The organism is Geobacter anodireducens, assembly GCA_001628815.1.
GTDB lineage: Bacteria > Desulfobacterota > Desulfuromonadia > Geobacterales > Geobacteraceae > Geobacter > Geobacter anodireducens.
In genome coordinates this window covers 215,050-239,928 of sequence record CP014963.1, presented here as the reverse complement: position 1 = coordinate 239,928, position 24,879 = coordinate 215,050, and the positions used below count along the sequence as shown (strand labels likewise).

Here is a 24,879-nt window from a genome sequence, read left to right as displayed (position 1 = left end):
AATGCCATTTTTTTAGGTTGCCGCCGTCACATAAACAGTATGAACACCATTTTTCCCTCAGGAGGCATTATCATGGAGACCGCAAAAGAGCTGGAGATGGATCACATCATTAATTGTTTTGAGCATCTGTACATAACAATCACGCCGACCGACGAGGGGGCTGAGAGACTTCGCGAGGAACAGTGTGCCGCTGTCAGCCTCCCTGATTTGGCGTGTTACGGGTATCTTGATGATAATATCAAGGAATTCGGGGACAAGCGGATCATTATGATCGACGACGCCAGAGATCCTATCATCCTTGACGCGGCTGAGGTTCTGAAAAGAATCGCCACATCGGTTACCCTGGTAAAACTGCCCGGCCAAGAGGATGGGGACATCCTCGCTTGGCTTAATAAGCCGGGCAACTCCTATGATGCTTTTTTTAGAATTTGCGAGGCAGCAGTGGCGCTGTCTCCTCCGCTGGTGGCAGCGGCGAAATCCACACCGAGGAACGAAGCGGCCAGGGCTACAGAAGGCTTCCCATGGAACGAGGTGACACCGGCGGCAGATCGATCTTCTACGGAAAAAAATGATATCCGCGTGATTTGCGATCTCCGAGAAGAGAGTACAGATCGGTGGTTCCGCCTTATTGCTTTCGCCGATAGGGATGGCAATCCCCAAGAGGTAATCATCCCAATGTACTGGTTCAGCGGCGGGGGAGCTAAAGTCATCGAGAAGCTACTGGAGAATGGATACAAGGTGCCGATGGGAAAGCAAGATAGAGAACACCTTCTCTATACTCTCTATTCCAGCACCCCGGATGGCCCCACCCGGCGGCTTGTGACCAAAATCGGCTGGCATGGTTCTTCGTTTGTCCTGCCAAGTCAAATCATAGGCCCTGACAAGAATCGCCTGGGATTCAATGGACCTCGGGCCTGTGCTGTTGACCAGGAGGGGACCCTCGATGAATGGCGTGAGAAAATTGGTAAATATTGCATCGGCAACAGCAGGCTGGCTTTAGGGGTTTCTCTCGCCTTTGCTGGCCCCCTGCTGCAAATCCTGGGGCTGGAGAACGGCGGGGTCCACTTTGTGGGGAAAAACGGCAAAGGCAAGTCTACGATCTTGCTAGCAGCAACAAGTGTTATATCCGGCAAATGGTATTGCAGCTCGTGGCGGGCGACTGTAAACGGTTTAGAGCGCCTTGGCGCGGAACACAATAATCTCACGCTCATACTGGATGAGCTTGGCCAGCAGGATCCCAAAGAGGTCGGCGAAGCAGTTTACCAGCTGGGCAACGGGGCTCTCAAAGTCCGTTGGAACGGTAACAGCTCTAAACCCTTACCACATTTCAGCTTGGCTTTTATCTCCAGCGGAGAGATATCCCTCGAAGAACATATTCATACTGCCGGCAAAAAGGTCATGGGTGGGCAAAAGGACCGGCTGGTCGATATCCCTGCCGAGCCCGAGGGTGGCTTTGGAGTCTACGAAAATCTCCATGAGTTCCCATCCGGCGAGGCGCTCAGTGACCACCTGCGACTGCAAACCGCCAAAAGCTACGGCACCCCATTGATCGCCTACCTGGAGCGACTGACCCAGAACATGGAAGAATCCAAGGCATTTGTGGCGGAAAAAATGGATGAGTTCCAGCAACACTATGTCCCCGAAGGGGATAAAGCGCGCATTGCCCGGGTTGCGCGCAGGTTTGCGGTTATCGCTGCAGCCGGCGAGCTTGCCACACGCCATGGAATTACCGGTTGGCCCAATGGAGAAGCAATGCGCAGCGTCGGGGTATGTTTCCAGGCATGGTTTTCCACCACGGCACAGTCAAGCCATTGCCGGCACAAACTTCTCGCGTTCCTCGAAGCCCACGGCAACCGTTTCTGCCTGCGGGCGACAATTCCGAGGATGTCGACAACTGCGCGGGATTCCGCCGGCCAATAAAGGATGGGGGCGCGGAATATTTTATTCATCCCGCGGTTTTCAAGAACGAGATTTTCGCCGGATTCATCAGCCGGCGGGTCTGCGCCGAACTGGCTCAGCAGGGGCTGCTGATCAGGGACAATGACAGCCACAATACCCGCGTGTGGAGTCCGCCGGGCAGCGGCAAGGCAAGCCGGTGGTTTCATGTCGTCATGGGGGAGAGCGGTAAGCTGTAAGGGACCAGAAGCATCAGCGCGGTCGGGATTGCCATTAACCGGTAAAAGTGGTTAGCCGTGGCTATACAGCCGAAACTATGAATGTTTTTCCTCCTGAAACCCTTGCGGAATTCCCGAAATAACCGGTTAATGCCGGGAAGCACCATAATTTCCTGGCCCTGTCGAGAGGGCTCCTACGGTTCTGAAGTGAAGGATGGAGGACGAGCGAAATCTTGGCAAATAACCGGTAAAGCGGTTATGTGGCATCCGTGCTGTGCCTCTGAATTTCACCATGATGCTTTTTCGAAGAACCGGTTGAATTTACCGGTTATGGATTTAAGGAGGAGCGGAGGCTGGGTGCGTGAAGTGACCGGGGGTACACGCAGGGAGCGCATCGACAAACCAGAAAACGCCCCCCCCCCGCGTGTCGCTCTCACCAATCACAGGATAGTGACAGGCTCCCGGTCATCCTGTTCAAGCGACTGAGGGTTAACCTCGTTGAGCAGGCGGAGCAACTCATCTTCCCATCTCCCAAGGGTGACGCGCTTTTCCCGGTCATATTCATACTGATTGTAAAGGCGATCCAGGGTTTCCTTTTCATGGTTGACCGTTCGCTCTCGCCACTCTTTCTTGATCCGCAGCCTGGCAAAGTGCGTTATTCCCGTACGGCGAAGATCGTGCGGGCTGACTTGGGTAACACCAGCAATCTGACCGGAAGCATATGCCCGACGGAGCGCATACCCCATGGCCCCTTCGGACATTGACTTGTTCTTCTTCTTATGCGGACAAGGGAAGACATAACCTTTCTTGCCTTCAATATCGCCGATTAAACGGCGGGCGGTATCGGTCAGGTAAACCCGGTGTTCGTGTTCATTTTTTGCCTTGTCGCTCGGTATGGTCCACCACCACCCGGTCGCCTCTTTGGTTATTTCTTCGTAGCGCACCGAAATAACCTCGCCAGGCCGCTGTGCCGTCAAGAGTGTCAGTTTGAGTGCCCGTTTTATCTCGTCAGACATCTCCGCCCCATTGAGACAGCGCCACCACTTTTTGATTTCGCCCTCCTTGAGGTGGGGTCCCCCCGGGGCAAGGGGAGTTTGCCTTTCGATGCCGGCAAAGGGGTTGAAGCCGAGCCGCTTTTTCTTGATAACGACCCAGTTCCACATCGCACGACAGCTTTCAAGGACGTTTTGGGCTTGCCCCGGGGCTCGTTTCCTCACCTTTTCCAGCAATTCCACGGCATCGATGCCCGAGATATCGCCAACCTTCCGCTTACCCCAGGCTGGGATAATGTCCGCTTTGAGCGTAAGTTCATCCTTGTGCCACGCCTTCTTTTTCTTCTCATTCTTGAGATATTCTACGTATTCCTGGCAAAAATCCTTTACCGTCTTGGCCTCCCATTCACTCGCCCGTCCCTTCTGCTTCTCCTTTTCAGCTTCGACAATGGGGTCGAGCCCGTTTTTCCGGACCTTGAGTGCAGCAGCGTGGCGCTCTCGCGCATCCGCCAGAGTCATATGCGGATACACCCCCAAGGTCATAAATCTGAGCTTACCCTCAAAGCGGTACTTGTAAAAAAAGCTCAACGCGCCTGATTTGCGGACCCTTACCCCAAAGCCATGCCCTTCGAGGATGTCGATGTCACCCTGAGCGCCTGGCTTCAGACTCCTCAAAAAGGTATCAGTAAACTTCTTCATGGGGCCTCCAACGAGTGATACTTTGAGTGATACTTTTCAACTGACACGGCACGGAATCTCGCAAGACATCTTGAAACAAGATACACCCACAATATGTTAATTTTCCACTATTTTTTATCAGTCGCACGCCACAAAAAAGGACCGCCTGAAACATCATGAAACACCATTACGCAAGAGTTCGCAACGCATAGGTCGAGGGTTCGATCCCCTTCGTCTCCACCATTATCAAAAGGGTACCGATGACCATCGGTACCCTTTTTACGTATCTTCCCGGAGATTATCCCGGCTCGTGCCGTAACACAGTCGTTCATGCACTAAAAAGGGGGAACCGGTCAGCCGGTTCCCCCTTTTCATTCATTCATGCAATGCTGCAACTACTTCAAGATCAGTGCGCGCCTCCGCTCAGGAAGGCGTACAGCATGAGCACGACCAGAGTAATGCCAATGATTACCGCAGTGAAACCAAAGGTTTTCACGATGAAGTCATAGGCAACGCCACTGGTCTTCTTGGCGGCGAATTCCTCGGTGATGCCCAGTTCCTCATAACGCTTCCACTGGTCGCCACGCTCTTCGATGAACTCGTGCTTAGGCAACTGGCCGTTGAAGATGACGAAGTCCATGGGGAACTTCTCGGGCCGGCCGTGAGTGTTGAAGAAGTGGACCGTGAAGATGAAGCCGGTGGCGAGCAATGCTTCGTCAGAGTGGACGATGGTGGCCACGTTGAACATCCAGCCCGGCAGGAAGCTGCCGAAGAACTCGGGGAACCAGAGCATCAGGCCAGAGCCGCCGATGGCAAACATACCCCAGAAGACTGCGATGAAGTCGAACTTCTCCCAGTAGGTCCAGCGCTCGAAGGTCGGCTTCGGCCCCCGGAACAGGAACCAGCGGACCATCCCCGCCACATCCTTGATGTCGCGGAAGTTGGGCATGAGAGAGTCGGGGCCGAACATGCGCTGGAGCCAGTTGCCCTTGAGATCCTTCCGGACGAAGAGGAAGTGGAAGGAGAGGAGCAGAGCACCGACGAAGTAGACGAAGGTGATGCCGGCACCGATGCGGTGAACGAGCGCGGCATTGGCCGAATGCCCGAAGATGTGATCCATCATGAACTTCGCCCAGTGCTGGTTGCTGAACTTGAGCGGCAGCCCCGAGAGGGACAGGATCAGGAAGCTGATGATGACCAGGAGATGGAGGAAGATGTGGCGACGCTTGAAGCGGCGGTACACCTTGTGTCCATCGGGAATGTGGTGCTCGGCATGGCCGTGGATGAGGGCCTGCTGCTTCTCGCGGTTTTCCACGAAGCCGCGGAACATCCAGAGGAGCGTGTGGACCCAGAATACGGCAAAGGTGCTGACGAGCAGGCCTGTCATGGCGATGAAGGTGTAGTAGAGGATCGGATACTTTGCACGATCACCATACTCACCGTGGGAGTAGAATTTGGTGAAGAGAGGGGTCGCCTTCGGGTGGCACTTGGCGCAGGTGGCGACCAGGTTCTGGGGATTAACGCTGGAGTTGGGATCCTTGGCCGGGAGCACGCCGTGGGCGGTGTGGCAGTCGGCGCAGCCGGCGACCTTCTCGGGGAAGCCGAGGCGGTAGTTCTTGCCGTGGTAGCTGTCCATGTACGTCTTGACGGCGACGGTGAAGACATTGTTGCGCTCCATCATCTTCTCGTCGGCGTGGCACTTCAGGCATACCTTGGTGTGGAACTCCCTGTTCTCCTTGGACTTGGGGTCACCCAGCGGCTTGATGTCGTGCAGATTGTGGCAGTCGTTGCAGGCAGCCGAATCCATGTTCCCGGCCGCGACGCCCTTGCCGTGGATCGAGTTGCGGTAACCGGCCTCCTTGTCGTGGCACTGGATACACTTGGCCACAACCTTGCGCTTATCCTTGTTCCAGTAGGTGTGGGTATGGATGTCGGTGTGGCAGTCGGCGCACATGACCTCTTTCTGGGCATGGACGCTGGCGTAGTGCTCGGAGTTTTCCTTTTTGTGGCACCGTTCGCAACGGACCTTTTCGACCTTGACCTCGCCCTTCATGTGCTTGGTCAGATCCGTGATCTCCACGTGACAACTGGTACAGGCATTCTTGCCGTGCACCGAGGCGGAGAACGCCGCGGCCGAAATCTTGTTGCTGTGACAGCCGAGACAGGTGGCGGGATCAATCGCCATGCCGCTCTCGGCCGCTGCCGTGCCGGCAAGAGCTACGAACAGCAGAAACGCGGGGAACAGCCGGAGAAACGTGGACAACATATATAACTCCTCCTCTGTTGGTGTATTCTATTTACACAAATAGAACACGGTATCGCCCGTGGATATCCACATCTATATCCAGACAGGGCGCATCATTAACAACCACAATAAACAGTAATCACAAGGGGGGATATTTTGCGTTAATCACTACCATAAAACTATATTCTAAAAATAAGAGCGTTTCAATGAAACAGCTCTGAATCCCGGCGATACTAATACACGCAAACGAGAAAAAGCAACAAAATTGTATGATTTTTTTATACAGGCCGTAACAGGAAAAGCGGTAAACGCCCGTCCGTGAGTGCCAGGCCTATGTCACCACGACAACGATTCCTTCTGCCGCGGCAAAATCGAGAAATTCCCTCGCTTCATCCCGGCCCAGTCCGGCACGGGATGCCGCAGCGCCGGCCCGGTCAGCACCGTCGAGACCCTGCAGGAACTTCGCATATGACTCAAGAAGGGGTTCAGTATAGACATCCCCTGCCCGGGGGTAAATGACCGCCCATGAGCCGGAAGGGGTAAAACAGTCGCGGAAGGACGCCAGATCCACCTCTCCCGCTTCGAGGATATCGACGATTTCATAGGAGAAATGGGCGAGCCGGGCCGTCGGAGCGAGGAAAAAGGCCGTTCCGAGCAGGTCTCGCCCCGCCAGTTCCCGGTCGGTTGGAAGAGGTGGCGGCGGTGCGAGCAGTGCTGCCGCAAAGTAGTAATGGTAGTCCACCAGGTCGAGTGCCAGGGAAAGAAGCGCAGTCCGCTTGCGGCGCCGGAAGATCCGGTCGAGAAACTCCCGCTGCATGAGCCAGATATCCTGATCGGTGAGGTCGGGGCCGCCCCCTCCCTTCTGCCGGGCATCATCGAGCCAGGCGGCACACTCGTCGAGCAGGGCGGAGGGAGAAAGGCGCAGGGCCGACGCCACGCTGTTGAACCAGGCAACGGCCCTTCCGCGGGTATAGAAGATGTCGCAGGCTTCGGCCAGGCGGGCAGCCCGCTCAAGGTCCGAGGAGGAAAAGGTGGGGGATGACGTCAGGGTATAGGGAGGCGTGGCGCGATGCTCCAGCCCTTCCAAAGGCGCCCGGCTGGCGAGGATGGTGCCGGGAAGGATCGCCAGGGGGAAGATGTCCAGGTGATTCGGGTAGAGTTCCAGGGCAAAGTCGAGGCTGCGGCGGAACGCGGCCAGGGAGTCGCCGGGGAGCCCGTAGATCAGGTCGAAACCGAAAATCGCCCCGCTTTCGTTGAGCAGGCCGATCCGCTCGCGAAAGTCGTCGAGATCCAGGTGGCGCCTGATTCTGCGCAGGATTTTCGGGTCGGCGCTCTGGAGGCCGATCTGGAGGGAACAGGTTACCCGCGCGAAGAGCCGGGCCATCTCCCGGTCGATGAACTCGCTCCTGACCTCGAAATGAAAATGGATATGGGGGGCCCGGGCCCGGATCATCTTCAGGATTTTTTTTGCCCGTTCCCGGTCCTGATTGAAGGTGGAATCCAGGACGAACACCTGGGAAACGCCGCTGCGGACGATCACGTCAAGCTCCGCGTCGATCCGTTTCAGGGAATAGCGCCGCACCCCGCGCTCTCCCTTGTCGTCAAAGCAGTATTCGCAGGAAAAATCACAGCCTCGGGCGAGCTGCCAGAGGATGCCGGGATAGCCGGACGGATCGATAACCCCCGTCAGCAGGGGCGAAGGGGCGGTATCCAGGAGGCGGATCGGACGGGCCGGGACATGCCGGAGCATGCCGCTGTCAAGCCAGGCCGTTCCCACGGCGCCCCGGCCCGGTTCACCGGCATCAAGGCGCCCCACCACATCGAGAAAGGGAATTTCCCCCTCACCCTGGATGAGGAAGTCAAAGGAAGAGCCGGCGAGCAGCCCTGCCGGGTCGGCCGTTGCCTCGGGGCCACCGGCAAAGATATTCAGGCCCGGCGCGCGGCGACGCAGCTCATCCGCCATGGCCCGGGCGTCGTCCCGGTTCCAGAGGTAGAGGGAAACCCCGACGGCATGAGGATCGCGGGCAAGGATGTCGTCCACCCAGGCGGCAACATCACCGCCAACAAAAAAATCGCACAGTGCGACCTGGACCCGGGCCAACAGTTCCTCGTCGGTGGCGAGATATGCCGCGAGACAGGCATTGGCGAGGGGAACGGCCTGGGGCGAGGGATAGGGATGAATGGCAACAAGGACAACCTTCACGTCAGACTCCGAAAACCAGGAAGGGAAGACGCATCAGCGGCGGGGACGGGCCTTGATCTTGGGCACGCCGTTTTCCACTACCACGCGGAACTCCACCTGATCGGTGCCATATTTGGCCTTGATGACCGGTTTCTGGCGTTCGATGGCCGCGGCAACCTGATCGCGGGAAATCGTTTCCGCAGGAAGGTTGCAGGAACGGCGCGCCTCCACGAACTGGTGGTAGAGATCCTCCGCCTCATTTCCGGGAGGCGGGGGTTCGTGCTGCCGTGCCTTCGGGGCCGAGCGTTCGTGGATCGCCATCCGGAACCGGTCACGGGAATACCTTCCTTCCTCCATGAGCCGGAGAATCCGGTCCCAGTACTGACGGTAGCTGGCGTAGCGGGAAACAAGGGAGGTATACTTGAAGTTGAGCATGGTATTGACTATCTTCACGGCTGAGTGCTTGCGCGCCAGCCGGTCGACCGTCTCCCGCAGGCGCAGGGGTTCCCGTTTCTCGATGCCGAGGAAGTACTGCTCATACTTGATGATCAGTTCATTGAGGCCCTGCTCGAACTGGTGTATGTCTTCAGGTATCCCCATAGACCCTCCGGCAGAAGACTACTCCAGAACCCATCCCGTGTAAAGGCGAAAGCTCGCGGTTTCGCCACGTTAATCACTTGACGGGAAACCACGGCATCGTTTAACGTTACTTGTTTTCTGATACGAGTTAATTACGGACGCATTCAGTCCGGGAGGAATCCATGAAGAATCTTGCGGCGATCATCCTTGCCGCCGGCAAGGGGACGAGGATGAAATCGGGGCTCGTGAAAGTCATGCACCCCCTGGCCGGTGCGCCGATGGTGGCGTGGCCGGTGGCGGTGGCCCGGCAGGCCGGCGCGGGACGCATCGTTGCCGTGGTCGGCCACCAGGCCGAGCGGCTCCGCGAGCATTTCGCCAACGATGCCGACATCACCCTGGCCGTGCAGGAGGAGCAGCTCGGCACCGGGCACGCCGTTGCCTGCGCCGCCGGGGAGCTGTCCGGCTTCAGCGGAAAAGTTCTCATTCTCTGCGGCGACGTCCCCCTCATCCGCACCGAGACCCTGCGGGCCATGGCGGCGGCCCACGAGGCGACCGGGGCGGTCCTGACCGTGCTCACGGCCCGCCAGGAGAATCCCTACGGCTACGGGCGCATCATCCGCGGCTTCGACGGCAGGGTCATCCGGATCGTGGAGGAAAAGGATGCGACCCCCGACGAACGGAGCCGCACCGAGGTCAACGCCGGCATCTACTGCGCCGAGGCGTCCTTTCTCTTCGATGCGGTGAAGCGGATCGGCAACGACAACGCCCAGGGGGAATATTACCTTACCGATATCATTACCATGGCCAATGACCGGGGCCTGCGCTGCACCGCCCACCCGGTGGCCGACCCGGTGGAGGTCATGGGGATCAACGACCGGATCCAACTGGCCGAGGCAGCACGGCACGCCCGCCGGCGAATCGCCGAGGAACACATGCTGAACGGCGTCACCCTGGTTGACCCGGCAGCCACCTACATCGACCAGGGGGTCGTCATCGGCGCCGACACCACGATTCAGCCGGGAGTCCAGATCGCCAACGGCTGCCGGGTCGGCGAAGGGTGCACCATCGAGGCCGGCGCGATCATCAAGGGGAGCGAACTGGGCGATCGCTGCGTGGTGGAATCGCGGGCGGTGATCCGGGGCTGCCGGCTCGGCAGCGACGTGGTCATCAAGGCAGGCACCGTTATGGAGGATTCCACGGTCATGGACCACGCCGCCATCGGCCCCATGGCCCATCTGCGCCCCGGCAGCGAGCTCATGGCCCACGTGAAGATCGGCAACTTCGTGGAAACCAAGAAGATCGTCATGGGAGAGGGGTCCAAGGCATCCCACCTGACCTACCTGGGGGACGCCACCATCGGCCGGAACGTGAACGTGGGCTGCGGCACCATTACCTGCAACTACGACGGCGTGAACAAGCACCGGACCGTCATCGGCGACGACGTCTTCGTGGGGAGCGACGTACAGTTCGTGGCGCCGGTCACCATCGGCAGCAACACCCTCATTGCGGCCGGCACCACGGTGACCCGGGACGTCCCGCCGGATTCGCTGGCCATCGCCCGGACGCCCCAGGTGAACAAGGAAGGCTGGAAGCTCAAACAGCGGGACCAGTGATCATGACGCGGGGATCGCTGACATGCACCCCCATACAAACGGAGACCTGATCTATGTGCGGAATAGTCGGCTATATCGGCGCTCAGGAAGCGACCCCCATCATCCTCGACGGGCTCAAGCGGCTCGAATACCGGGGCTACGACTCGGCGGGAATCTGCACCCTCCAGGAGGGGAAGGCGGACACGCGCCGCAGCGAAGGAAAACTCATCAACCTTGAGCGTCTCATCCAGGGCACTCCCCTGGCGGGCCGCATCGGCATCGGCCACACCCGGTGGGCGACCCACGGCCCCCCTTCGGAGCGCAACGCCCACCCCCACCAGGCCGGCTCCATCATCGTGGTGCACAACGGCATCATCGAAAACTACCTGGAGCTGAAGCAACGGCTCGTGACAAGCGGCCGGGTTTTCAACAGCGACACGGACACTGAAGTCATCGCCCATCTGATCGACGACAAGTTCGCGGGTACGGGCGACTTCGAGCGGGCGGTCCGGGAGGCCCTGGCCGAGGTTCGCGGGGCCTATGCCCTCTGCATCCTCTGCGAGCGGGAGCCCGGCGTGCTCATCGCCGCCAAGCAGGGTTCCCCCATGGTGGTCGGCCTGGGCGAGGGGGAATTTTTCGTCGCCTCGGACATTCCCGCCATCCTCTCCCACACCCGGGAGATGGTCTTCATGGAGGACGGCGAGATGGTTGTCTTCCGGGATGGCCACCCCACCTTTTCCACCGTGGCCGGCGCGCCCCTTGACAAAAAATCGCGCCACATCGACTGGTCCCCCCTCATGGCTGAAAAGGGTGGGTACAAGCACTTCATGCTCAAGGAGATCTTCGAGCAGCCCCGGGCGGTCCAGGACACCATCGCCGGCCGGTTGCTGGAGGAGCAGGGGGACGTGCGGCTCGAGGAGATGAAGCTCTCCGACGAACAGTTGCGGGGAATCGGACGGATCTGCATCGTTGCCTGCGGCACCTCCTGGCATTCGGCTCTCGTGGGCAAATTCCTCATGGAGGAGCACTGCCGCATCCCGGTGGAAGTGGACATCGCCTCCGAGTTCCGCTACCGCAACCCGGTCATCGACTCGAAGACGCTGCTGCTGGTCATCTCCCAATCCGGCGAGACCGCCGACACCCTGGCCGCCCTCCGGGAGGCCAAGGCCCGGGGCGCCGTGACCGCCGCCATCTGCAACGTGGTGGATTCCTCCATCGCCCGGGAAGCCCACGGCGTGCTCTACACCCATGCCGGACCCGAGATCGGGGTGGCTTCCACCAAGGCCTTCGTCACCCAACTGGTGGCCCTCTACCTCTTCACCATACGCCTTGGCCGAGCCGTCGGCACCATCGACTGCGAGCAGGGGCGCACCATGATCGCCGGCCTGCTCAAGGTGCCGGCGCTCCTGGAGCAGGCCCTGGAGACCAACGAGCAGGTGGAGCGGATCGCCCGGCGCTACATGAACGCCCGCGATTTCCTCTACCTGGGGCGGGGCATGAACTATCCCATCGCCCTGGAAGGCGCATTGAAGCTCAAGGAGATTTCCTACATTCACGCCGAAGGCTACCCGGCCGGCGAGATGAAGCACGGCCCCATCGCCCTCATCGACGAGGACATGCCGGTGGTGGTCCTCGTGCCGAAAAACAGCACCTACGAGAAGGTCCTCTCCAACATGGAAGAGGTCATCGCCCGGGGCGGCCGGGTCATCGCCATCTGCTCCGCCGGCGACGAGGAGATCGCGAAAAAGGCCGAGGTAACCCTGGAGGTGCCCACCGACGGCGAGGAACTGGCCCCGATCATCCTCTCGGTGCCGCTTCAGCTCCTGGCCTACCACGTGGCGGTCCTCAAGGGGACCGACGTGGACCAGCCGCGGAACCTGGCTAAATCGGTCACGGTGGAATAGGCGAGCGACGGCTGTGATGTCGTTTGCTGCCAAGCGGCACGAGTAGCAGTAACCCAAAAGGGGCCTTTCGGCCCCTTTTTCAGCAACGTGGCCAGAGTACTACCGGGCTGTCCGGTCCGGCCCACACCCATCATGTCGCGCTTCCCTCCCATATCGCCGGGGCGACACCAAAGCCCTCCGGCTGGACGGTACGGCGGGCTGCACCCTACCGATCGGAGTCTACGTGGGCCGAAAGCCGGATCGGTCGTGAATGCGTATGGAGGATGGAGAGGGTGCGTCCGGTCATGGGTCAGGAGTCGTGCTGGTGTCGATGGAGTTGAGAACCGGTGCCCTATTCGACCTGTCCGAGCAGGACGCCCGCAGCGAGCGAGCAGAGCACGACCAGGCAGAACAGGGTAAAAAGCCAATCCCGCTCGCGGAAAAAGACCAGTCCGGCCACCAGCACCCGCATGATCGGCGTTGCCAGGAGCACGACCAAGCCGGCCGTGATGAACCGTGGCGCATAGGCGGCCCCTGTCAGCAGCATGGCCGCAATACCGATTGTCAGCAGGATGGCGGCGATGATCGAACCGATGCGCAGCAGACGGGCCAGGATCAGTTCTATCGGCACAACGCCCTCGTTTTCCGGCTGGTTCGGACTTGTCACGGACTGACCCCCTTGTACATCATCATGACGGCCGTGTAGATGATCAGCGGGATGAAGAGCTTGCGGATGGTGGTCGTCTTCATCCTGACCATCAGCCGGGCCCCCACCAGCGCTCCCAGCAGGACCCCCAGCACCACCGGCCCCGCAATCAACGGATTCACGTCGCCCCGGACAAAGTAGACCACCGCGCCGGAGGCCGCCGTTACCCCGATCATGAAGTTGGAGGTGGCGGTCGAGGCCTTGAACGGCATGCGCATCACCTGGTCCATTGCCGGCACCTTGAAGATGCCGGCGCCAATTCCCATAAGGCCGGCCGCGGCACCCGAAAAATACATGATGATCAGGCCGGGAATGCTCCTGGTCACCTGGTAGTCAACGCGGGCATTGAGGACATGGTCGTGGTAGGAGCCGGCAAGGCCCAGCCGCTGCGATACCTTGTCGGGCAGCACCTCGCCCGGTAATTCGGCCTTGCGGGCCTTGAACATGTTATAGCCGGAATAGGCCAGCAGCACGCCAAACATCAGGAACAGCACGCGCTGGTTGAGGTAGCCGGCCACCAGCGCCCCGGTCAGCGCGCCAGTGGCGGTCCCCATCTCCAGCCACATGGCGACCCTCACATTGGACAGCCGGTCGTTCAGGTAAGCCACTGCCGCACCGGTCGAAGTGGCAATGATGGACACCGTCGAGGCCGCCACGGCTGTGCGTATCGGCACGCCGAACAGCAGGGTCAGGGCCGGCACGATGATGATTCCCCCGCCCAGGCCCAGGATGGAGCCGGCAATACCGGCCGCTATCGCGATCAGGAATATCTCCAGTGTGGTCATGATCATGCGTGGGACCTGCCTCTCTTCAATTCGACTTCGTATTCGTAGCGGTCAGCGCGGTAGAGTGTCCTGAACCACACGAGCGGCCGGTCCGCGGCACCGAGAATGACCCTGCTGACACGCAAGACCGCTTCTCCGGTCCGGACTCCCAGCAGGCGCGCCTCTTCCGGTCCGGCGCCCATGGCTCCGATCCGCTGGCTGCCGCGCAGAGGGGGGATGCCGCTGTGGGTCAGCAGCAGCGCCATGCCGTGCTGTTTCAGGATTCCCTCGTTCAGCTCTATCCCCAGGTCGCAGGGGAGCCATACGGTCGAGAGCATGAGCGGTTGCTGCTCCACCGTAACGATCCGGTACAGGTACCACCCTTCGGCACCGGGGCTCCGCTGCAGGGCCTCAGCCACCTCGGCGGTCATGGACCGGGTCTCCAGCGCCAGCACCCTCACCCGGGGATCGAGCCCCCGCAGTTGCAGCTCTTCCAGATGGCCCGTCAGATTGGCCAGCGATTCGGTTATGGGCCGATCCTGCGCACCGGCCACAAAGGTCCCCCGCCCATGCTTCCGGTAAAGCAGCCCGGCAGCCACGAGATTTGCCAGGGCCTGGCGAATCGTGATCCGGCTGACCCCGTACTGCTCGATCAGCAGCCTCTCGGGAGGAATCGCTTCGCCGGCCTGCCACTTGCCGCTCTTGATGACCTCCCGGAGATGGCTCTCGATCTGATGGTACAACGGCATGCGACTTTCCGGATCCAGCACGGGCATATCCATTCCTGGCTTCAAAATCATGTTGTCATAACAACATAACATCATTCTCCCCACAGGGACAAGCTCTGATCTCAGATCAGCCGGAGGCAGGCGTCCCGGACAGGATGGCAGCAGGCACGAGCGGCCTCCGTGAGCCCCGCCAAGCATGGCCACTGTCGGTTTTGGCCATGCCGCCGCGCCTGGTGCTGCCGCCACAGGGATGCTCGCCCAGGCAAGCCCTTCCTGGACGGCATGGACATATTCCTGCCCTGTGATTTGCCAAGCACGGTGCGGCATCGTGATGCCAGCGATCCAAGCTGGCGCGCTTTGCTCCAGCATGCCTTACCGTTAGAGCGATATCTCCCCAGCACTTCGCCCTCTTCTTCGGGGCCAACGCCTGCGGCCTGATCGGCGCCACCCAGGTGAACCGGCGGGGCCTGCGCGGGGCGCCCCGCAGAGTTGGCGCGTAACTTTAACTTGTATCAGCCGGCAACTCTGTACTATGTTTTCTCACATGCACGCTGGCTTGAAACGTTTCTCAGGAAATACCCTGCGAACGTCGGTGATCACCACGATGTTCGTGATTCTTGCCCTCAACGGGGTCGCCAGCTCGGGCTTTCTGGAGCATGGCGCCTCCCTTCAGCCGAAGTGCGCCATCAGCAAACTGCAGGGCGCCACATCCCATTCGAAGATCCTCAAGTATGCCCAGATCGTGGTCCTGGGCCAGCGGGCAGTCGAGTTCCACAGTCCGGCTTCCTTCCTTCTGAGCGGCCATCAGGACCCGCACCCCCTGACATCCCTAGCCGCATCAATCGTTTCCACCCGGGCTCCACCCGCTCTTTACAGCCGTCCATAGCATTTAGCCGCAGCCAACTGCCACCTTGACGAGGTGCCGGCCATTTCCTGACCGAGGGGGCCGTCGTTTCCGACCATATCCGGCCCCCCGGCAAAGGCCATCATGGGCCCGAGTCCAAGGTCTCCGACCGGAGCATCGTCGAGATCCTCGCGCTCTGCCATCACGCCGCTCACCGCGCCGATGGCCGCACGGTCCCCCCTGATCTGCGGCTGAAACGTGATTCGAGCTCCTTGTCACGGACAGTGCCTTTGATACCGATTCGCCGGCTTTCGTGGCGACTCCGATCGTGTCCGAGCGGGGGGCATGAGGTACGGCAGAGGTGAGGCATCGAAAGAGGCGGGCGCAACCGGCTCCAGATGAAGGAGCCGCCCACGGCTGGTCAGCCGGGAGGAGGAATTAAGGACATATGCACGATCTTGGACTCATCATAACCATCACGGGGAGCTTCACCGCGGCACTGCTCCTGGGATATCTGACCCATCGCCTGGGGATGTCGTCGATTGTCGGGTATCTGCTGGCGGGGATTGTCGTTGGAACGCACACGCCAGGGTTCGTCGCCAACCAGGGGATGGCTGAGCAGTTCGCCGAGATCGGCGTCATCCTTCTGATGTTCGGCGTGGGGCTCCAGTTCCACGTGAAGGAGTTGCTCGACGTGCGGCGCGTGGCCGTTCCCGGCGCGGTGTGCCAAAGTGCCGTGGCCACCCTGCTGAGTTGCCTGTTGGCCAAGTGGCTCGGCTGGAGCTGGTCGGCGGGGATCGTCTTCGGCTTTGCCGTGTCGGTGGCGAGCACTGTCGTACTGCTCCGCGTACTGGTGGACAACAATGAGCTGCATACCCCCACCGGCCACATTTCCGTGGGGTGGCTTGTGGTGGAGGATATCTTCACCGTCTTCCTGCTGGTAATCCTGCCCATCTTCTTCGGCTCCGGCGTGGCCGGATCGGACAGCCTCCCCCTCGCCATCGGGCTCTCCGTGGTCAAAATAGCCCTCCTCGTCGCCCTGACCTTATTTGTCGGCAGCCGCCTCATCCCCCGCCTCCTGTGGCACGTGGCGGCAACCCGCTCGCGGGAGCTGTTCACCCTGACCGTGCTGGTGCTCGCCCTGGGGATTGCCGTGGGCTCCGCCAAACTCTTCGGCGTGTCCATGGCGCTCGGAGCATTTCTGGCCGGCATGGTGGTGCGGCAGTCCGATTTCAGCTTCCGGGCCGCATCGGAAGCGCTGCCGATGCGGGATGCCTTCGCGGTCCTCTTTTTCGTGTCCGTGGGGATGCTCTTCAACCCGGCATATCTGATGGAAGAGCCCGGCCTCGTGCTTGCCACCCTTGTGATCATTCTGGTGGGCAAACCGCTGGCCGCGCTGGCGATCGTCCTCGTCCTCGGCTATGCGCCGCGCGTTGCACTGTCCATTGCCATCGCCCTGGCCCAGATCGGGGAATTCTCGTTCATCCTGGCCACCGTCGGCAGAGACCTGGGCGTCCTGGGTGAAGGGGGAGCCAACACGCTCGTTGCCGCGGCGATCATCTCCATCAGCCTCAATCCCCTGCTGTACCGGCTCATCGGGCCGTTGGAAAAAAGGGCCAGGCACTGGCGGCTCTGGCGCATGCTCGATGAGCGGGCAAGGCTGCGTACCGCAGGGAGTGCCGACGATGGGGGCAACCATGTGCCCACGTCCCGGGACAGGGCGATCGTGGTGGGATACGGCCCCACGGGCAGAACCCTGGCCCGCCTTCTCAACGAGAACGGGATCGACCCGGTCATTGTCGAGATGAACCTGCACACGGTCCGCCAGCTCAACGCCGACGGCATGTCGGCCATTTACGGGGATGCCACGCGCGAGGAGACACTCAAGGGAGCCGGGGTGGAGAGTGCCGTCGCCTTCATCCTGACCTCAGCGGGGATGCAGGGGAGCGACGAGACGATCCGCCTGGCGCGGGAGCTCAACCCCAACCTACGCATCATCGCCCGTGCGGCCTATCTGAGGGATATCCCGGCCCTGCGCCGCGCCGGGGCCGATGCGGTCTTTTCGGGAGAGGGCGAGATAGCGCTCAATATGACCGAACACATGCTCCACAAACTCGGCGCCACGCCCGAGCAGATCGACCGCGAACGGGAGCGGGTCCGGTCGGAGCTCCTCGGCGGGACGCCGGCCATGAAACCACTCGCCACGGACCACTGACGCCGGGACCAACCCCGAACAATGACACGGATTTCCCGGCACTATGACTGGAGGGAACGGAATGAGAATTCTTCTTGCAGTAGATGGTTCACCGGGCAGCGACGCTGCCGTTGCAGAGGTATGCCGCAGGCCCTGGCCGGCCGCAAGCGAAGTCCGCATCGTGACCGTGCTTTCCCCGCTGGAATCGCTCCCCTTGCGCAGCTCTTCACACATCCCCCTGTCCTACGACGAGATCTTCGAGCAACAGGGGTGGGATGCGGCCAAACGCTTGAAGGACGCGACCGAAACCCTGCAGCAACGGGCACCCGACCTGCACGTCACGCCCGTGCTGCTGGAAGGCCGGCCCAAGAATGCCATTCTGGACGAAGCCGAACGATGGTGTGCGGACCTGATCGTTGTCGGCTCCCAGGGATCCGGGGCGCTCAAGCGCTTTTTCCTCGGCTCCGTATCCCTGGCCGTTGCCCTTCACGCGCCCTGCTCCGTGGAGATCATACGCCGCTCGCCCGATCAGCCGGACCCAGCGGCCTGAACGGGCGAGCGCCGGAGGGGACCGGTCTTGTCGCTCCCGGAGCAACGACGCTTCCCAGAGCAACCAGAGCGGCTTCGGTCCGGATAAAAAGTATTCCTTGTTGCTGCCGGTCCGAGTTATATTCTGTCCGCAACGGGAGTCGTCCCCCGGCGTTGCCCGCTGGAGAGCGAATCGAACGTTTCCGAAATCCCTGACTGGAGACCCCATGAAACAATCACTCGGTGCCAGAACACTGCTCGTCCCGACCCCCGTCCTGATGGTTGGAACCTATGGCCCCACTGGCACGCCGAACCTGATGAATGCGGCCTGGGGCGGCATCTGCTGCTCCGACCCGCCGTGCGTCACGGTATCCGTGCGCACGTCCCGGCACACCTACGACAACATCGTTCAGCGCAAGGCATTCACGGTGGGCATCGCCAACGAGGCCACAGTGGTGGAAGCGGACTATGTCGGCATTGCCTCCGGCCGTGATGTCGACAAATTTGCCGCGGCCGGCCTGACCCACGTGGCCGGCGAACATGTTGACGCGCCCTATGCGGCGGAGTTTCCCCTGGTGCTGGAGTGCCGGCTGCGGCATACCCTGGAGCTGGGGATACACACCCAGTTCATCGGCGAAATCGTCGATGTGAAGGCGGACGAGGCCATCCTGGGCGAGGACGGGCTCCCCGACATCCTCAAGATCCGCCCGCTGGTCTATGACACCGCCCACAAGGGGTATCACGCGGTCGGACAGCTGGTTGGCAAGGCATTCTCCGCGGGGAAGAAGCTGCTATGACGCCTGAGGTTTCGGCACTGGACAAGGCCCTCGCAAAGGTATGCGAATTGTGCCCGGTCTGCCTCCATGCCCGCTATCACCAGAAAGGGGTCGGCTTCGATTTCGTGCGCACTGTGGAGCGGGACATCTGCCCCTTCTGCAAGGCCTATGAGCGGGTTCACGGAAGAAAAGCCCACGAGAGGAGGGGATAGTCATGCCGGCAGTAACGGTGATCGCGGAGGTACGGGCAACGGAAGAGGCGGTCGACGCGGTCAGGGTCGAACTTCTGAAACTGGTGGCGGAAACCCGTCAGGAGGAAGGCTGCCTTGAATACCGGCTGCATCAGGATGGGGATGACCCGGCCCTGTTCATCTTCTACGAGAACTGGCAGAGTCCGGCCTGCCTGGAACGGCACCTGGGATCCGGCCACTTCCGGGCTTATCTTGCCGCGGTCGAGGGAATGATTGCCGAAAAAACGGTCCGCAGGCTGTCGGAACTCGCCTGAGGGGCCTCAGCCAATCGCCTCCACAGGGGACAGTCTTCTGCTTTCAGTTGTCCAGGGTAAAGAAGAACACGGCGCCGTGCCCTTCCCGTCCCTCAGCCCACACATGCCCCCCATGGCGCTCCACGATGCGGCGCACCGTTGCCAGGCCTACGCCCGAGCCTTCGTACTCCTCCGTGCGGTGGAGCCTCAGGAACGGCTTGAAGATATTGTTGGCATGTTCATTGGCAAAGCCGATCCCGTTGTCCCGGACGAAACAGACCGTTTGCCCCCGGTCCTCGTCCACGCCGAACTCTATGATGGCATCCTTTCGCTTTTCCGTGTACTTCCATGCGTTGACGAGAAGGTTTTCCATGGCGACCTGCAGCAAGCGGGAATCGCCGTTCACCTTGATCCCGTCGGTTATCCTGAACGCAACCATGCGCTCGGGCTGGGACACCATCAGATCCTGCACTATGCCACGGGCGATCATGCTGAGGTCGGTGGGACGCCGGATGATCTCTCCCTTGCTGACCATGGCCAGGCGGAGCAGGTCGTCGATCAGTTGCCCCATCTTTCTGGCTGCCGAACAGAGTCGGTCCAAGTGCTGCCTTCCAGCGCCGTCAAAGGTATCGTAGTAATCCTCCATGAGAGCCTTGCTGAAACCCTCTATGTGACGCAGGGGAGCCCTCAAATCGTGTGAAGCCGTATAACTGAAGGCTTCCAGTTCCCGGTTGAGCTCCTCCAGCTCCGACGTCCGCTGTGCCACCCGCTGCTCGAGCTCGGCGTTGAGCATGGACAGATCCTCTTCGGCTTTCTTTCTCCGGCTGACGTCGGTCATGACCCCGCGGAGCTTCACGCGGCCGTTAGCGTCCTCGACAACCATGAACGAGTTCCGCAGCCAGACGATGCGGCCATCGGCGGCGAGTGAGCGGTACTCCAGTTCGCGGCCGGATCCCTCGCCGTGCGTTGCGCGGCAGGCAGCAAGGACCCACGGGCGGTCGTCAGGGTGGATGCTGCGCTCCCAGCAGCCCGGATCGGCAAGCCATGCCTCGGCGGGATAGCCCAGGATATCCTCGGACCTCTGGCTGACGAACGTGAAGCGGAAGCTCTCGACGTCGAGCTCCCAGACGATGCCGCTGACGGCATTGACCAGCTCGGCATACTTCTCGTTGCTTTCCCTGAGATTTTCAGCCGCAGACTTCCGGTCGGTAATGTCGGTGAACATTGCGATCATGCCGGCGTTCAGCCCGGCAGGGTCGTGCAGCGGCGCGGTGGAGATGCTGACACTGACCAGCTCTCCATTTTTCCTCATGCGCACGCCTTCGATGTCGTGCAGCACAGCCTCCCGGCAGGCGCTCGCGCACACCCGTTTCCCGTCCTTCGCATCGTCCGGGTGGAGCAGGGAAAAGGGCGTCTCCCTCACCTCTTCTTCAAGCCAGCCAAAAAGGCGCTCGGCGGCACGATTCCACACCACGACCCTGTCTTCCCGGTCAAGTGCCACGATGGCTACCGGCGATGCCTGGAGGATGGCCGTCATCGCCTCGTTCGCCTCGAACAGCTTTTTCCGGCTCTCGTAATTCTCGGTCAACTGCTGCCGCAGCTCTTCCTCGGCCACGATAAACTCTTCGTTTTGCTGCCTGAGTTCCTCCTCAACCACGGTCAACTCTTCGTTGCGCACCAGGAGATCTTCCTCGGAGCGCCTGATCTGCGCCGTATCCCGGTGGACGAGCCAGTAGAGGAGCGCAGCGGTCGCGGCCACGTATGCCCATCCCTTCCCCATCTGGAGTCGTGTGAGAACGCGGGGGTCTTCGACCGCGAGACAGAGCAGCCAATCGGAGAAGAGAATCCACAACACGCCGACGAGTGCATAGATGGCAGTGATCCGCAACGCTATATTCTGGTTGCTGCCGGCCATATTCCTCCCTCCAGTGCTTCGCCGGAACAGTACGCTCCGGGACCGGAAGCGGCACATGCATGTCAAAGGATATGGTGCCAGGTTGGGACAGGTGGTGCGGGTTATCCGCGATATGGGCAAAGGACATGGCGTCCCGTACCAGTAAATAGCCGAAATGACATTGTCAGTCTGTCGGGAATGTTTGACTCAGTCGGTGAAAAGGCTATTTTGCGGGAGTAACGCCGTGCAGAAGGGCAAATTTGACCAGGGAAGGGATGTTGGTGATGCCGAGCTTCACCATGAGCCTGCTGCGGTAAGTTTCGATGCTTTTGGGGGAAAGGGAAAGGATTTCCGCAATCTCCGAACTTTTCTTCCCCTCGACCACCAGTTGCAGAACCTCCCGCTCCCGTTGGCTCAGGCTGTCGAGGGGACTTCTCGGGAGATCCGCGCAGGCGGAGTGGTGCATGTCGGACGGCAGTCGGCTTCCTCTGCCGAAATAGCGGTGTCCCCGCATGACCGTCCGCACCGCGTCGGTAACCTCGGCCCCTGCCGACTCCTTCAGGAGATACCCCCGCGCACCGGCCTGAAGCGCGCGGTAGATGTGCTCAAGGGTGTCGTGCATGGAGAGGATTACGATTCTTGTCGCCGGCTGTTCCCTGGAAATCAGGCGGGCGGCTTCAATGCCGTTCAACTCCGGCATGGTGATGTCCATGACCACCACGTTGGGCTTGAGCGCTTCGGCCATCGCTATCGCCTCGCGCCCGTCACCGGCCTGGCCGATCACGGCGATATCGCTCTGTGATTCGAGAATCATGGTCAGTCCGTCCCTCACGACGGCATGGTCATCGACAATGAGAACCTTGATCACCATCTACGAATCCTCGCTTATTTCAACGGTCAGCACCGTACCTTTGCCCGGCGCGGTAGCCACCTGAAACACCCCTCCGATCAGCTCCGCCCGTTCGCGCATGATCGTCAGCCCCCAGCCGCTTCCCGCCGGCGTCGGTGAGGCTGTTTCACGCGCAAACCCAATGCCGTCGTCCGCAACGGAAATCAGCGTCTTACCGGCGCCGGTCGAGAGAGAGACCGTCACGTTCCGGGCGAGTGCGTGCTTGGAGCAGTTCGTGAGGGCCTCCTGGACGATGCGGAAAAGCGCTATTTCCTTCTCAGCCGGCATCCGGGGAACCGTGTCGGCCACATGCACCGTCACCGCAATCCCGGTCCGCCGCGAAAAAAGATCGGCATGCCAGCGCAGTGCCGCCGGCAGACCATAGTCGTCCAGCACGGGTGGCCGCAGCTTGGCCGTAAGGCCCCTGACCGTGCGGCTGATGTCTTCGATGAGCCGTTCCGTATCTTCAATCCTCGCCCTGAGGTTCCCGTCCGGCGCCTGCGGGATGCTGCCGCCGATGACGGTAACGTTGAGATTGAGGGCGGTCAGGTCCCTCCCGATCTCGTCGTGCAGTTCAGCGGCAAGCTTCTTCCTCAGGTTCTCTTCCATCTCGGTAAGCCGCCCGGCGTAACAGCGGAGGGTCGCCTCGGCCCGCCGCCGTTCGGCAATCTCGGTGGCCAATTCCATGTTCCGCAGCTTCAGTTCAGCAGTCCGCTGGTGAACCAGCTCCTCGAGCAATTCCCTGTGGCGATGGAGCTCATCCTCTGCCAGCCGGCGCTCGGTGATGTCGATGAATGTCGCAAGGACAGCGCCCTCGATCGTTATCCCGGAGACCTCCACCAGGCGAATGCCTCCATTTTTGCACGTGACCCGGTATTCAACGGGTTCGATATCGCCCGTGCCGTGCCGGGCCCTCTGCACGGCCGCCTGCCAGGAGCCGATCACCTCTCCCCGGGAGCACTCATCGGGATGGACCCGGGCCCACCATTCCTCCTGCGTCGGGATGTCTTCCGCCGTATAGCCGAACAGTCGCGTGAACCGGTCGTTTACATATACCATGGTGCCCGTCGCATCCGCGAAGTACAGCGGCAGGGGCGCCAGTTGGACCAGCCGCCTGAACCTGGACTCGCTGCCCCGCAGCGATTCCTCGGCCTGTCTGCGGGTGGTAACTTCCTCTTGAAGGGCCCGGTTAGCCTGTTCCAGATCCGCGGTCCTCTCCCTGACGCGGAGCTCCAACTGCTCCTTCGCTTCCCGGAGGGCCGCCTCTGCCTCCTTGCGGGCGGTTATGTCTTCCACGATGGCTATATTGAAGCTCGGTTCCTCGCCATCGGCCCACAGGGGAGAGACGGTCAGCCTGACCCACACGTTGCAGCCGTTCCGGTGCACATAGCGCTTCTCTCTCGTGAAAGTGCGGATATCCCCCTTCAGGAGCCGGGAGATGCATTCCAGATCGACAGCCACATCGTCGGGGGGAGTCAGTTCCTGAAACCCCATCGTCTGCATTGCCTCGGGAGAGTAGCCGACAATGTCGCCGTATTTCGCATTGGCCCTGACGAACCGGCCCGTCATCGGGTCAACCAGGGCCACGCCGACCGCCGCCTGCTCGAAGATCGTCCTGAAGCGCTTTTCGCTCGTGACCAGTTGTGCTTCCGCCTGTTTGCGCTCCACCAGATCCATGATCATAGAGGCGAGCTCATGCAGCGCATCCGCATCTTCCCGGGTATACTCCGTCGGTTTGTTGCCCACGCCAATAACGGCGAGCACCTTGTTGCCATGAATGATCGGCACGCCCATCACCCGGACAATGGGAGGATGCCCCTCGGGCAGTTGCTTCCCGTGCGGAAGGCTGGCGTAATCGTTATGGATGACGGCGGTCCGCTCGCGGCAGCAATCGCCCCAGATCCCGGCCCTGCCGGCCGGATGGTGCTCTTTCCCGCCTCTCACCCGGCACATGGCGGTCAGGGTGTTGCTCGACCACGCCCGCAGGGGGGTCTGCTCCCGGTCCGGGTCAATGATATGCAGGTAGCCGATATTGCTGTCGGTCAGCCGTTCAGCGGCATCCAGGGCCGACCGGAGTAACTCGTCGAGGCTTTCGCACCGGGCACGTTCCGACAGATGCAAGCGGATGCGCAGCAACTCTTCAGAGATGCCGCGCCCGGCAGAGTTCCACAGGTAGATGACGAAACAGCCATCATCCACCCTGGCCACCCGGAGGAATGCCCGGACGGGCTGCCCACCCTGCCCGGCCAAGGAACATTCTCCCTCCCAGAACCCGGTGTCAGTCATGGCAGCGCCGGCGCGGAGCACGGCCGCGCACTGCTCAGCGGGCATGATGTCGGCCAGTGTGCGGGGTGAGGGATGAGGGAAGGCTATTCCAAGACACTCGAGGGCAGCGGGACTGGCTTGCAGAATGCGTCCCTGCGGCTCCACCAGCAGAACGGGAAACGGTGCATGTTCGAAATACCGATGAATCACTTCCAATACCCCTGCAGTTACTGATCAAACACTTCGAGTCAGGGTTTCGACTACTCAGCCAAACCCATTGATGCCGTAAAAGAATCAACTCGTTCGCACAAGCTCATGGACGAACATCACCCACAATCAAATACTGGCAGAGAACTGGCTCGTGGGCAGTTAATGCCGCCGCGACTCAGTACACAGCTTCGGCAGAATAGGAAATAACAAATCAGTCCGTCTGTCGGGAAAGTTTGACTGCCCGTAAATTCTCCGTGTTGCTGAAACCGATATGCCGCGCGAAGCGCCGTCGAAAACCTGCGCTGGCCACGTCCGGCCTGCCGCCATGCCCG

At 60.8% G+C, this 24,879-nt stretch carries 19 protein-coding genes and 1 pseudogene; 9 read left to right on the top strand and 11 right to left on the bottom strand.

Going from position 1 to position 24,879, the window contains the following annotated elements:
- The first annotated feature begins 72 nt into the window (after positions 1 to 72).
- The gene (locus A2G06_01070) at positions 73 to 1,920 is read left to right on the top strand and encodes a hypothetical protein (protein ID ANA39211.1); all 1,848 of its coding nucleotides are present in this window, start codon (positions 73 to 75) and stop codon (positions 1,918 to 1,920) included.
- A gap of 181 nt (positions 1,921 to 2,101) precedes the next feature.
- Here A2G06_01070 and A2G06_01065 read toward each other — a convergent pair whose 3' ends face one another.
- The 5 genes from A2G06_01065 to A2G06_01045 all read right to left on the bottom strand — a co-directional run bounded on the left by A2G06_01065 (position 2,102) and on the right by A2G06_01045 (position 8,811).
- Positions 2,102 to 2,281 carry a hypothetical protein gene (locus tag A2G06_01065; protein ID ANA39210.1) on the bottom strand — a complete coding sequence of 60 codons (180 nt, stop codon included), beginning with the start codon at positions 2,279 to 2,281 and terminating at the stop codon, positions 2,102 to 2,104.
- 273 nt (positions 2,282 to 2,554) lie between these two features.
- On the bottom strand, positions 2,555 to 3,805 hold the full coding sequence (locus tag A2G06_01060) for a hypothetical protein (protein ANA39209.1): 1,251 nt from the start codon (positions 3,803 to 3,805) through the stop codon (positions 2,555 to 2,557).
- A 385-nt stretch (positions 3,806 to 4,190) separates the two neighbouring features.
- Positions 4,191 to 6,050 (bottom strand): cytochrome C, encoded by a 1,860-nt coding sequence (locus A2G06_01055; GenBank protein ANA39208.1) that lies wholly within the window; start codon positions 6,048 to 6,050, stop codon positions 4,191 to 4,193.
- Positions 6,051 to 6,360: 310 nt separating this feature from the next.
- Positions 6,361 to 8,232 carry a B12-binding domain-containing radical SAM protein gene (locus A2G06_01050; protein ANA39207.1) on the bottom strand — a complete coding sequence of 624 codons (1,872 nt, stop codon included), beginning with the start codon at positions 8,230 to 8,232 and terminating at the stop codon, positions 6,361 to 6,363.
- 33 nt (positions 8,233 to 8,265) lie between these two features.
- Positions 8,266 to 8,811: a hypothetical protein gene (locus A2G06_01045; protein ID ANA39206.1), complete on the bottom strand. Its 546-nt coding sequence runs from the start codon at positions 8,809 to 8,811 to the stop codon at positions 8,266 to 8,268.
- Between the two features lie 161 nt (positions 8,812 to 8,972).
- Here A2G06_01045 and glmU point away from each other — a divergent pair, with 161 nt between their 5' ends.
- Together glmU and A2G06_01035 are read left to right on the top strand one after the other, a co-directional pair.
- Entirely contained in the window at positions 8,973 to 10,403 is a 1,431-nt protein-coding gene (gene glmU, locus A2G06_01040) for a bifunctional N-acetylglucosamine-1-phosphate uridyltransferase/glucosamine-1-phosphate acetyltransferase (protein ANA39205.1), read from the top strand.
- Positions 10,404 to 10,456: 53 nt separating this feature from the next.
- Positions 10,457 to 12,286: a glutamine--fructose-6-phosphate aminotransferase gene (locus A2G06_01035; protein ANA39204.1), complete on the top strand. Its 1,830-nt coding sequence runs from the start codon at positions 10,457 to 10,459 to the stop codon at positions 12,284 to 12,286.
- 331 nt (positions 12,287 to 12,617) lie between these two features.
- Here the strand turns inward: A2G06_01035 and A2G06_01030 are convergent, their stop codons facing one another.
- The 3 genes from A2G06_01030 to A2G06_01020 are packed head-to-tail and all read right to left on the bottom strand — an operon-like array spanning position 12,618 to position 14,505.
- On the bottom strand, positions 12,618 to 12,932 hold the full coding sequence (locus tag A2G06_01030) for a hypothetical protein (protein ID ANA39203.1): 315 nt from the start codon (positions 12,930 to 12,932) through the stop codon (positions 12,618 to 12,620).
- Positions 12,929 to 13,762: a permease gene (locus A2G06_01025; protein ID ANA39202.1), complete on the bottom strand. Its 834-nt coding sequence runs from the start codon at positions 13,760 to 13,762 to the stop codon at positions 12,929 to 12,931. The genes A2G06_01030 and A2G06_01025 overlap by 4 nt, the downstream gene beginning before the upstream one ends.
- Entirely contained in the window at positions 13,759 to 14,505 is a 747-nt protein-coding gene (locus A2G06_01020; protein ID ANA41559.1) for a GntR family transcriptional regulator, read from the bottom strand. Before A2G06_01020 ends, A2G06_01025 begins: the two co-directional genes overlap by 4 nt.
- Positions 14,506 to 14,952: 447 nt before the next feature.
- Between A2G06_01020 and A2G06_01015 the strand changes: the two are divergent.
- From A2G06_01015 to A2G06_00990, 6 genes and pseudogenes are all read left to right on the top strand, one after another.
- Positions 14,953 to 15,349, top strand: a pseudogene (locus A2G06_01015) (hypothetical protein).
- A gap of 406 nt (positions 15,350 to 15,755) precedes the next feature.
- Positions 15,756 to 17,522 (top strand): sodium:proton exchanger, encoded by a 1,767-nt coding sequence (locus tag A2G06_01010; protein ANA39201.1) that lies wholly within the window; start codon positions 15,756 to 15,758, stop codon positions 17,520 to 17,522.
- 61 nt (positions 17,523 to 17,583) lie between these two features.
- The gene (locus tag A2G06_01005) at positions 17,584 to 18,051 is read left to right on the top strand and encodes a universal stress protein (protein ANA39200.1); all 468 of its coding nucleotides are present in this window, start codon (positions 17,584 to 17,586) and stop codon (positions 18,049 to 18,051) included.
- Positions 18,052 to 18,256: 205 nt separating this feature from the next.
- Entirely contained in the window at positions 18,257 to 18,826 is a 570-nt protein-coding gene (locus A2G06_01000) for a flavoredoxin (GenBank protein ANA39199.1), read from the top strand.
- Positions 18,823 to 19,017 carry a hypothetical protein gene (locus A2G06_00995; GenBank protein ID ANA39198.1) on the top strand — a complete coding sequence of 65 codons (195 nt, stop codon included), beginning with the start codon at positions 18,823 to 18,825 and terminating at the stop codon, positions 19,015 to 19,017. Before A2G06_01000 ends, A2G06_00995 begins: the two co-directional genes overlap by 4 nt.
- A 2-nt stretch (positions 19,018 to 19,019) precedes the next feature.
- Positions 19,020 to 19,310 carry an antibiotic biosynthesis monooxygenase gene (locus A2G06_00990; GenBank protein ID ANA39197.1) on the top strand — a complete coding sequence of 97 codons (291 nt, stop codon included), beginning with the start codon at positions 19,020 to 19,022 and terminating at the stop codon, positions 19,308 to 19,310.
- A gap of 43 nt (positions 19,311 to 19,353) precedes the next feature.
- Here the strand turns inward: A2G06_00990 and A2G06_00985 are convergent, their stop codons facing one another.
- From A2G06_00985 to A2G06_00975, 3 genes are all read right to left on the bottom strand, one after another.
- Positions 19,354 to 21,204, bottom strand: coding sequence for a PAS domain-containing sensor histidine kinase (locus tag A2G06_00985; GenBank protein ANA39196.1), 1,851 nt, complete (start codon positions 21,202 to 21,204; stop codon positions 19,354 to 19,356).
- 202 nt (positions 21,205 to 21,406) lie between these two features.
- Positions 21,407 to 22,054, bottom strand: coding sequence for a DNA-binding response regulator (locus A2G06_00980; protein ID ANA39195.1), 648 nt, complete (start codon positions 22,052 to 22,054; stop codon positions 21,407 to 21,409).
- Positions 22,055 to 24,547 (bottom strand): histidine kinase, encoded by a 2,493-nt coding sequence (locus A2G06_00975; GenBank protein ID ANA39194.1) that lies wholly within the window; start codon positions 24,545 to 24,547, stop codon positions 22,055 to 22,057. It abuts the gene before it with no gap.
- Positions 24,548 to 24,879 lie beyond the last annotated feature (332 nt).

Bases quoted from the DNA above. Each gene is read 5' to 3' on its own strand.
- A2G06_01070 (ANA39211.1), top strand. From the start codon at position 73: ATGGAGACCGCAAAAGAGCTGGAGATGGATCACATCATTAATTGTTTT.
- A2G06_01065 (ANA39210.1), bottom strand. From the start codon at position 2,281: ATGGTGCTTCCCGGCATTAACCGGTTATTTCGGGAATTCCGCAAGGGT.
- A2G06_01060 (ANA39209.1), bottom strand. From the start codon at position 3,805: ATGAAGAAGTTTACTGATACCTTTTTGAGGAGTCTGAAGCCAGGCGCT.
- A2G06_01055 (ANA39208.1), bottom strand. From the start codon at position 6,050: ATGTTGTCCACGTTTCTCCGGCTGTTCCCCGCGTTTCTGCTGTTCGTA.
- A2G06_01045 (ANA39206.1), bottom strand. From the start codon at position 8,811: ATGGGGATACCTGAAGACATACACCAGTTCGAGCAGGGCCTCAATGAA.
- glmU (ANA39205.1), top strand. From the start codon at position 8,973: ATGAAGAATCTTGCGGCGATCATCCTTGCCGCCGGCAAGGGGACGAGG.
- A2G06_01035 (ANA39204.1), top strand. From the start codon at position 10,457: ATGTGCGGAATAGTCGGCTATATCGGCGCTCAGGAAGCGACCCCCATC.
- A2G06_01025 (ANA39202.1), bottom strand. From the start codon at position 13,762: ATGATCATGACCACACTGGAGATATTCCTGATCGCGATAGCGGCCGGT.
- A2G06_01010 (ANA39201.1), top strand. From the start codon at position 15,756: ATGCACGATCTTGGACTCATCATAACCATCACGGGGAGCTTCACCGCG.
- A2G06_01005 (ANA39200.1), top strand. From the start codon at position 17,584: ATGAGAATTCTTCTTGCAGTAGATGGTTCACCGGGCAGCGACGCTGCC.
- A2G06_01000 (ANA39199.1), top strand. From the start codon at position 18,257: ATGAAACAATCACTCGGTGCCAGAACACTGCTCGTCCCGACCCCCGTC.
- A2G06_00995 (ANA39198.1), top strand. From the start codon at position 18,823: ATGACGCCTGAGGTTTCGGCACTGGACAAGGCCCTCGCAAAGGTATGC.
- A2G06_00990 (ANA39197.1), top strand. From the start codon at position 19,020: ATGCCGGCAGTAACGGTGATCGCGGAGGTACGGGCAACGGAAGAGGCG.
- A2G06_00985 (ANA39196.1), bottom strand. From the start codon at position 21,204: ATGGCCGGCAGCAACCAGAATATAGCGTTGCGGATCACTGCCATCTAT.
- A2G06_00980 (ANA39195.1), bottom strand. From the start codon at position 22,054: ATGGTGATCAAGGTTCTCATTGTCGATGACCATGCCGTCGTGAGGGAC.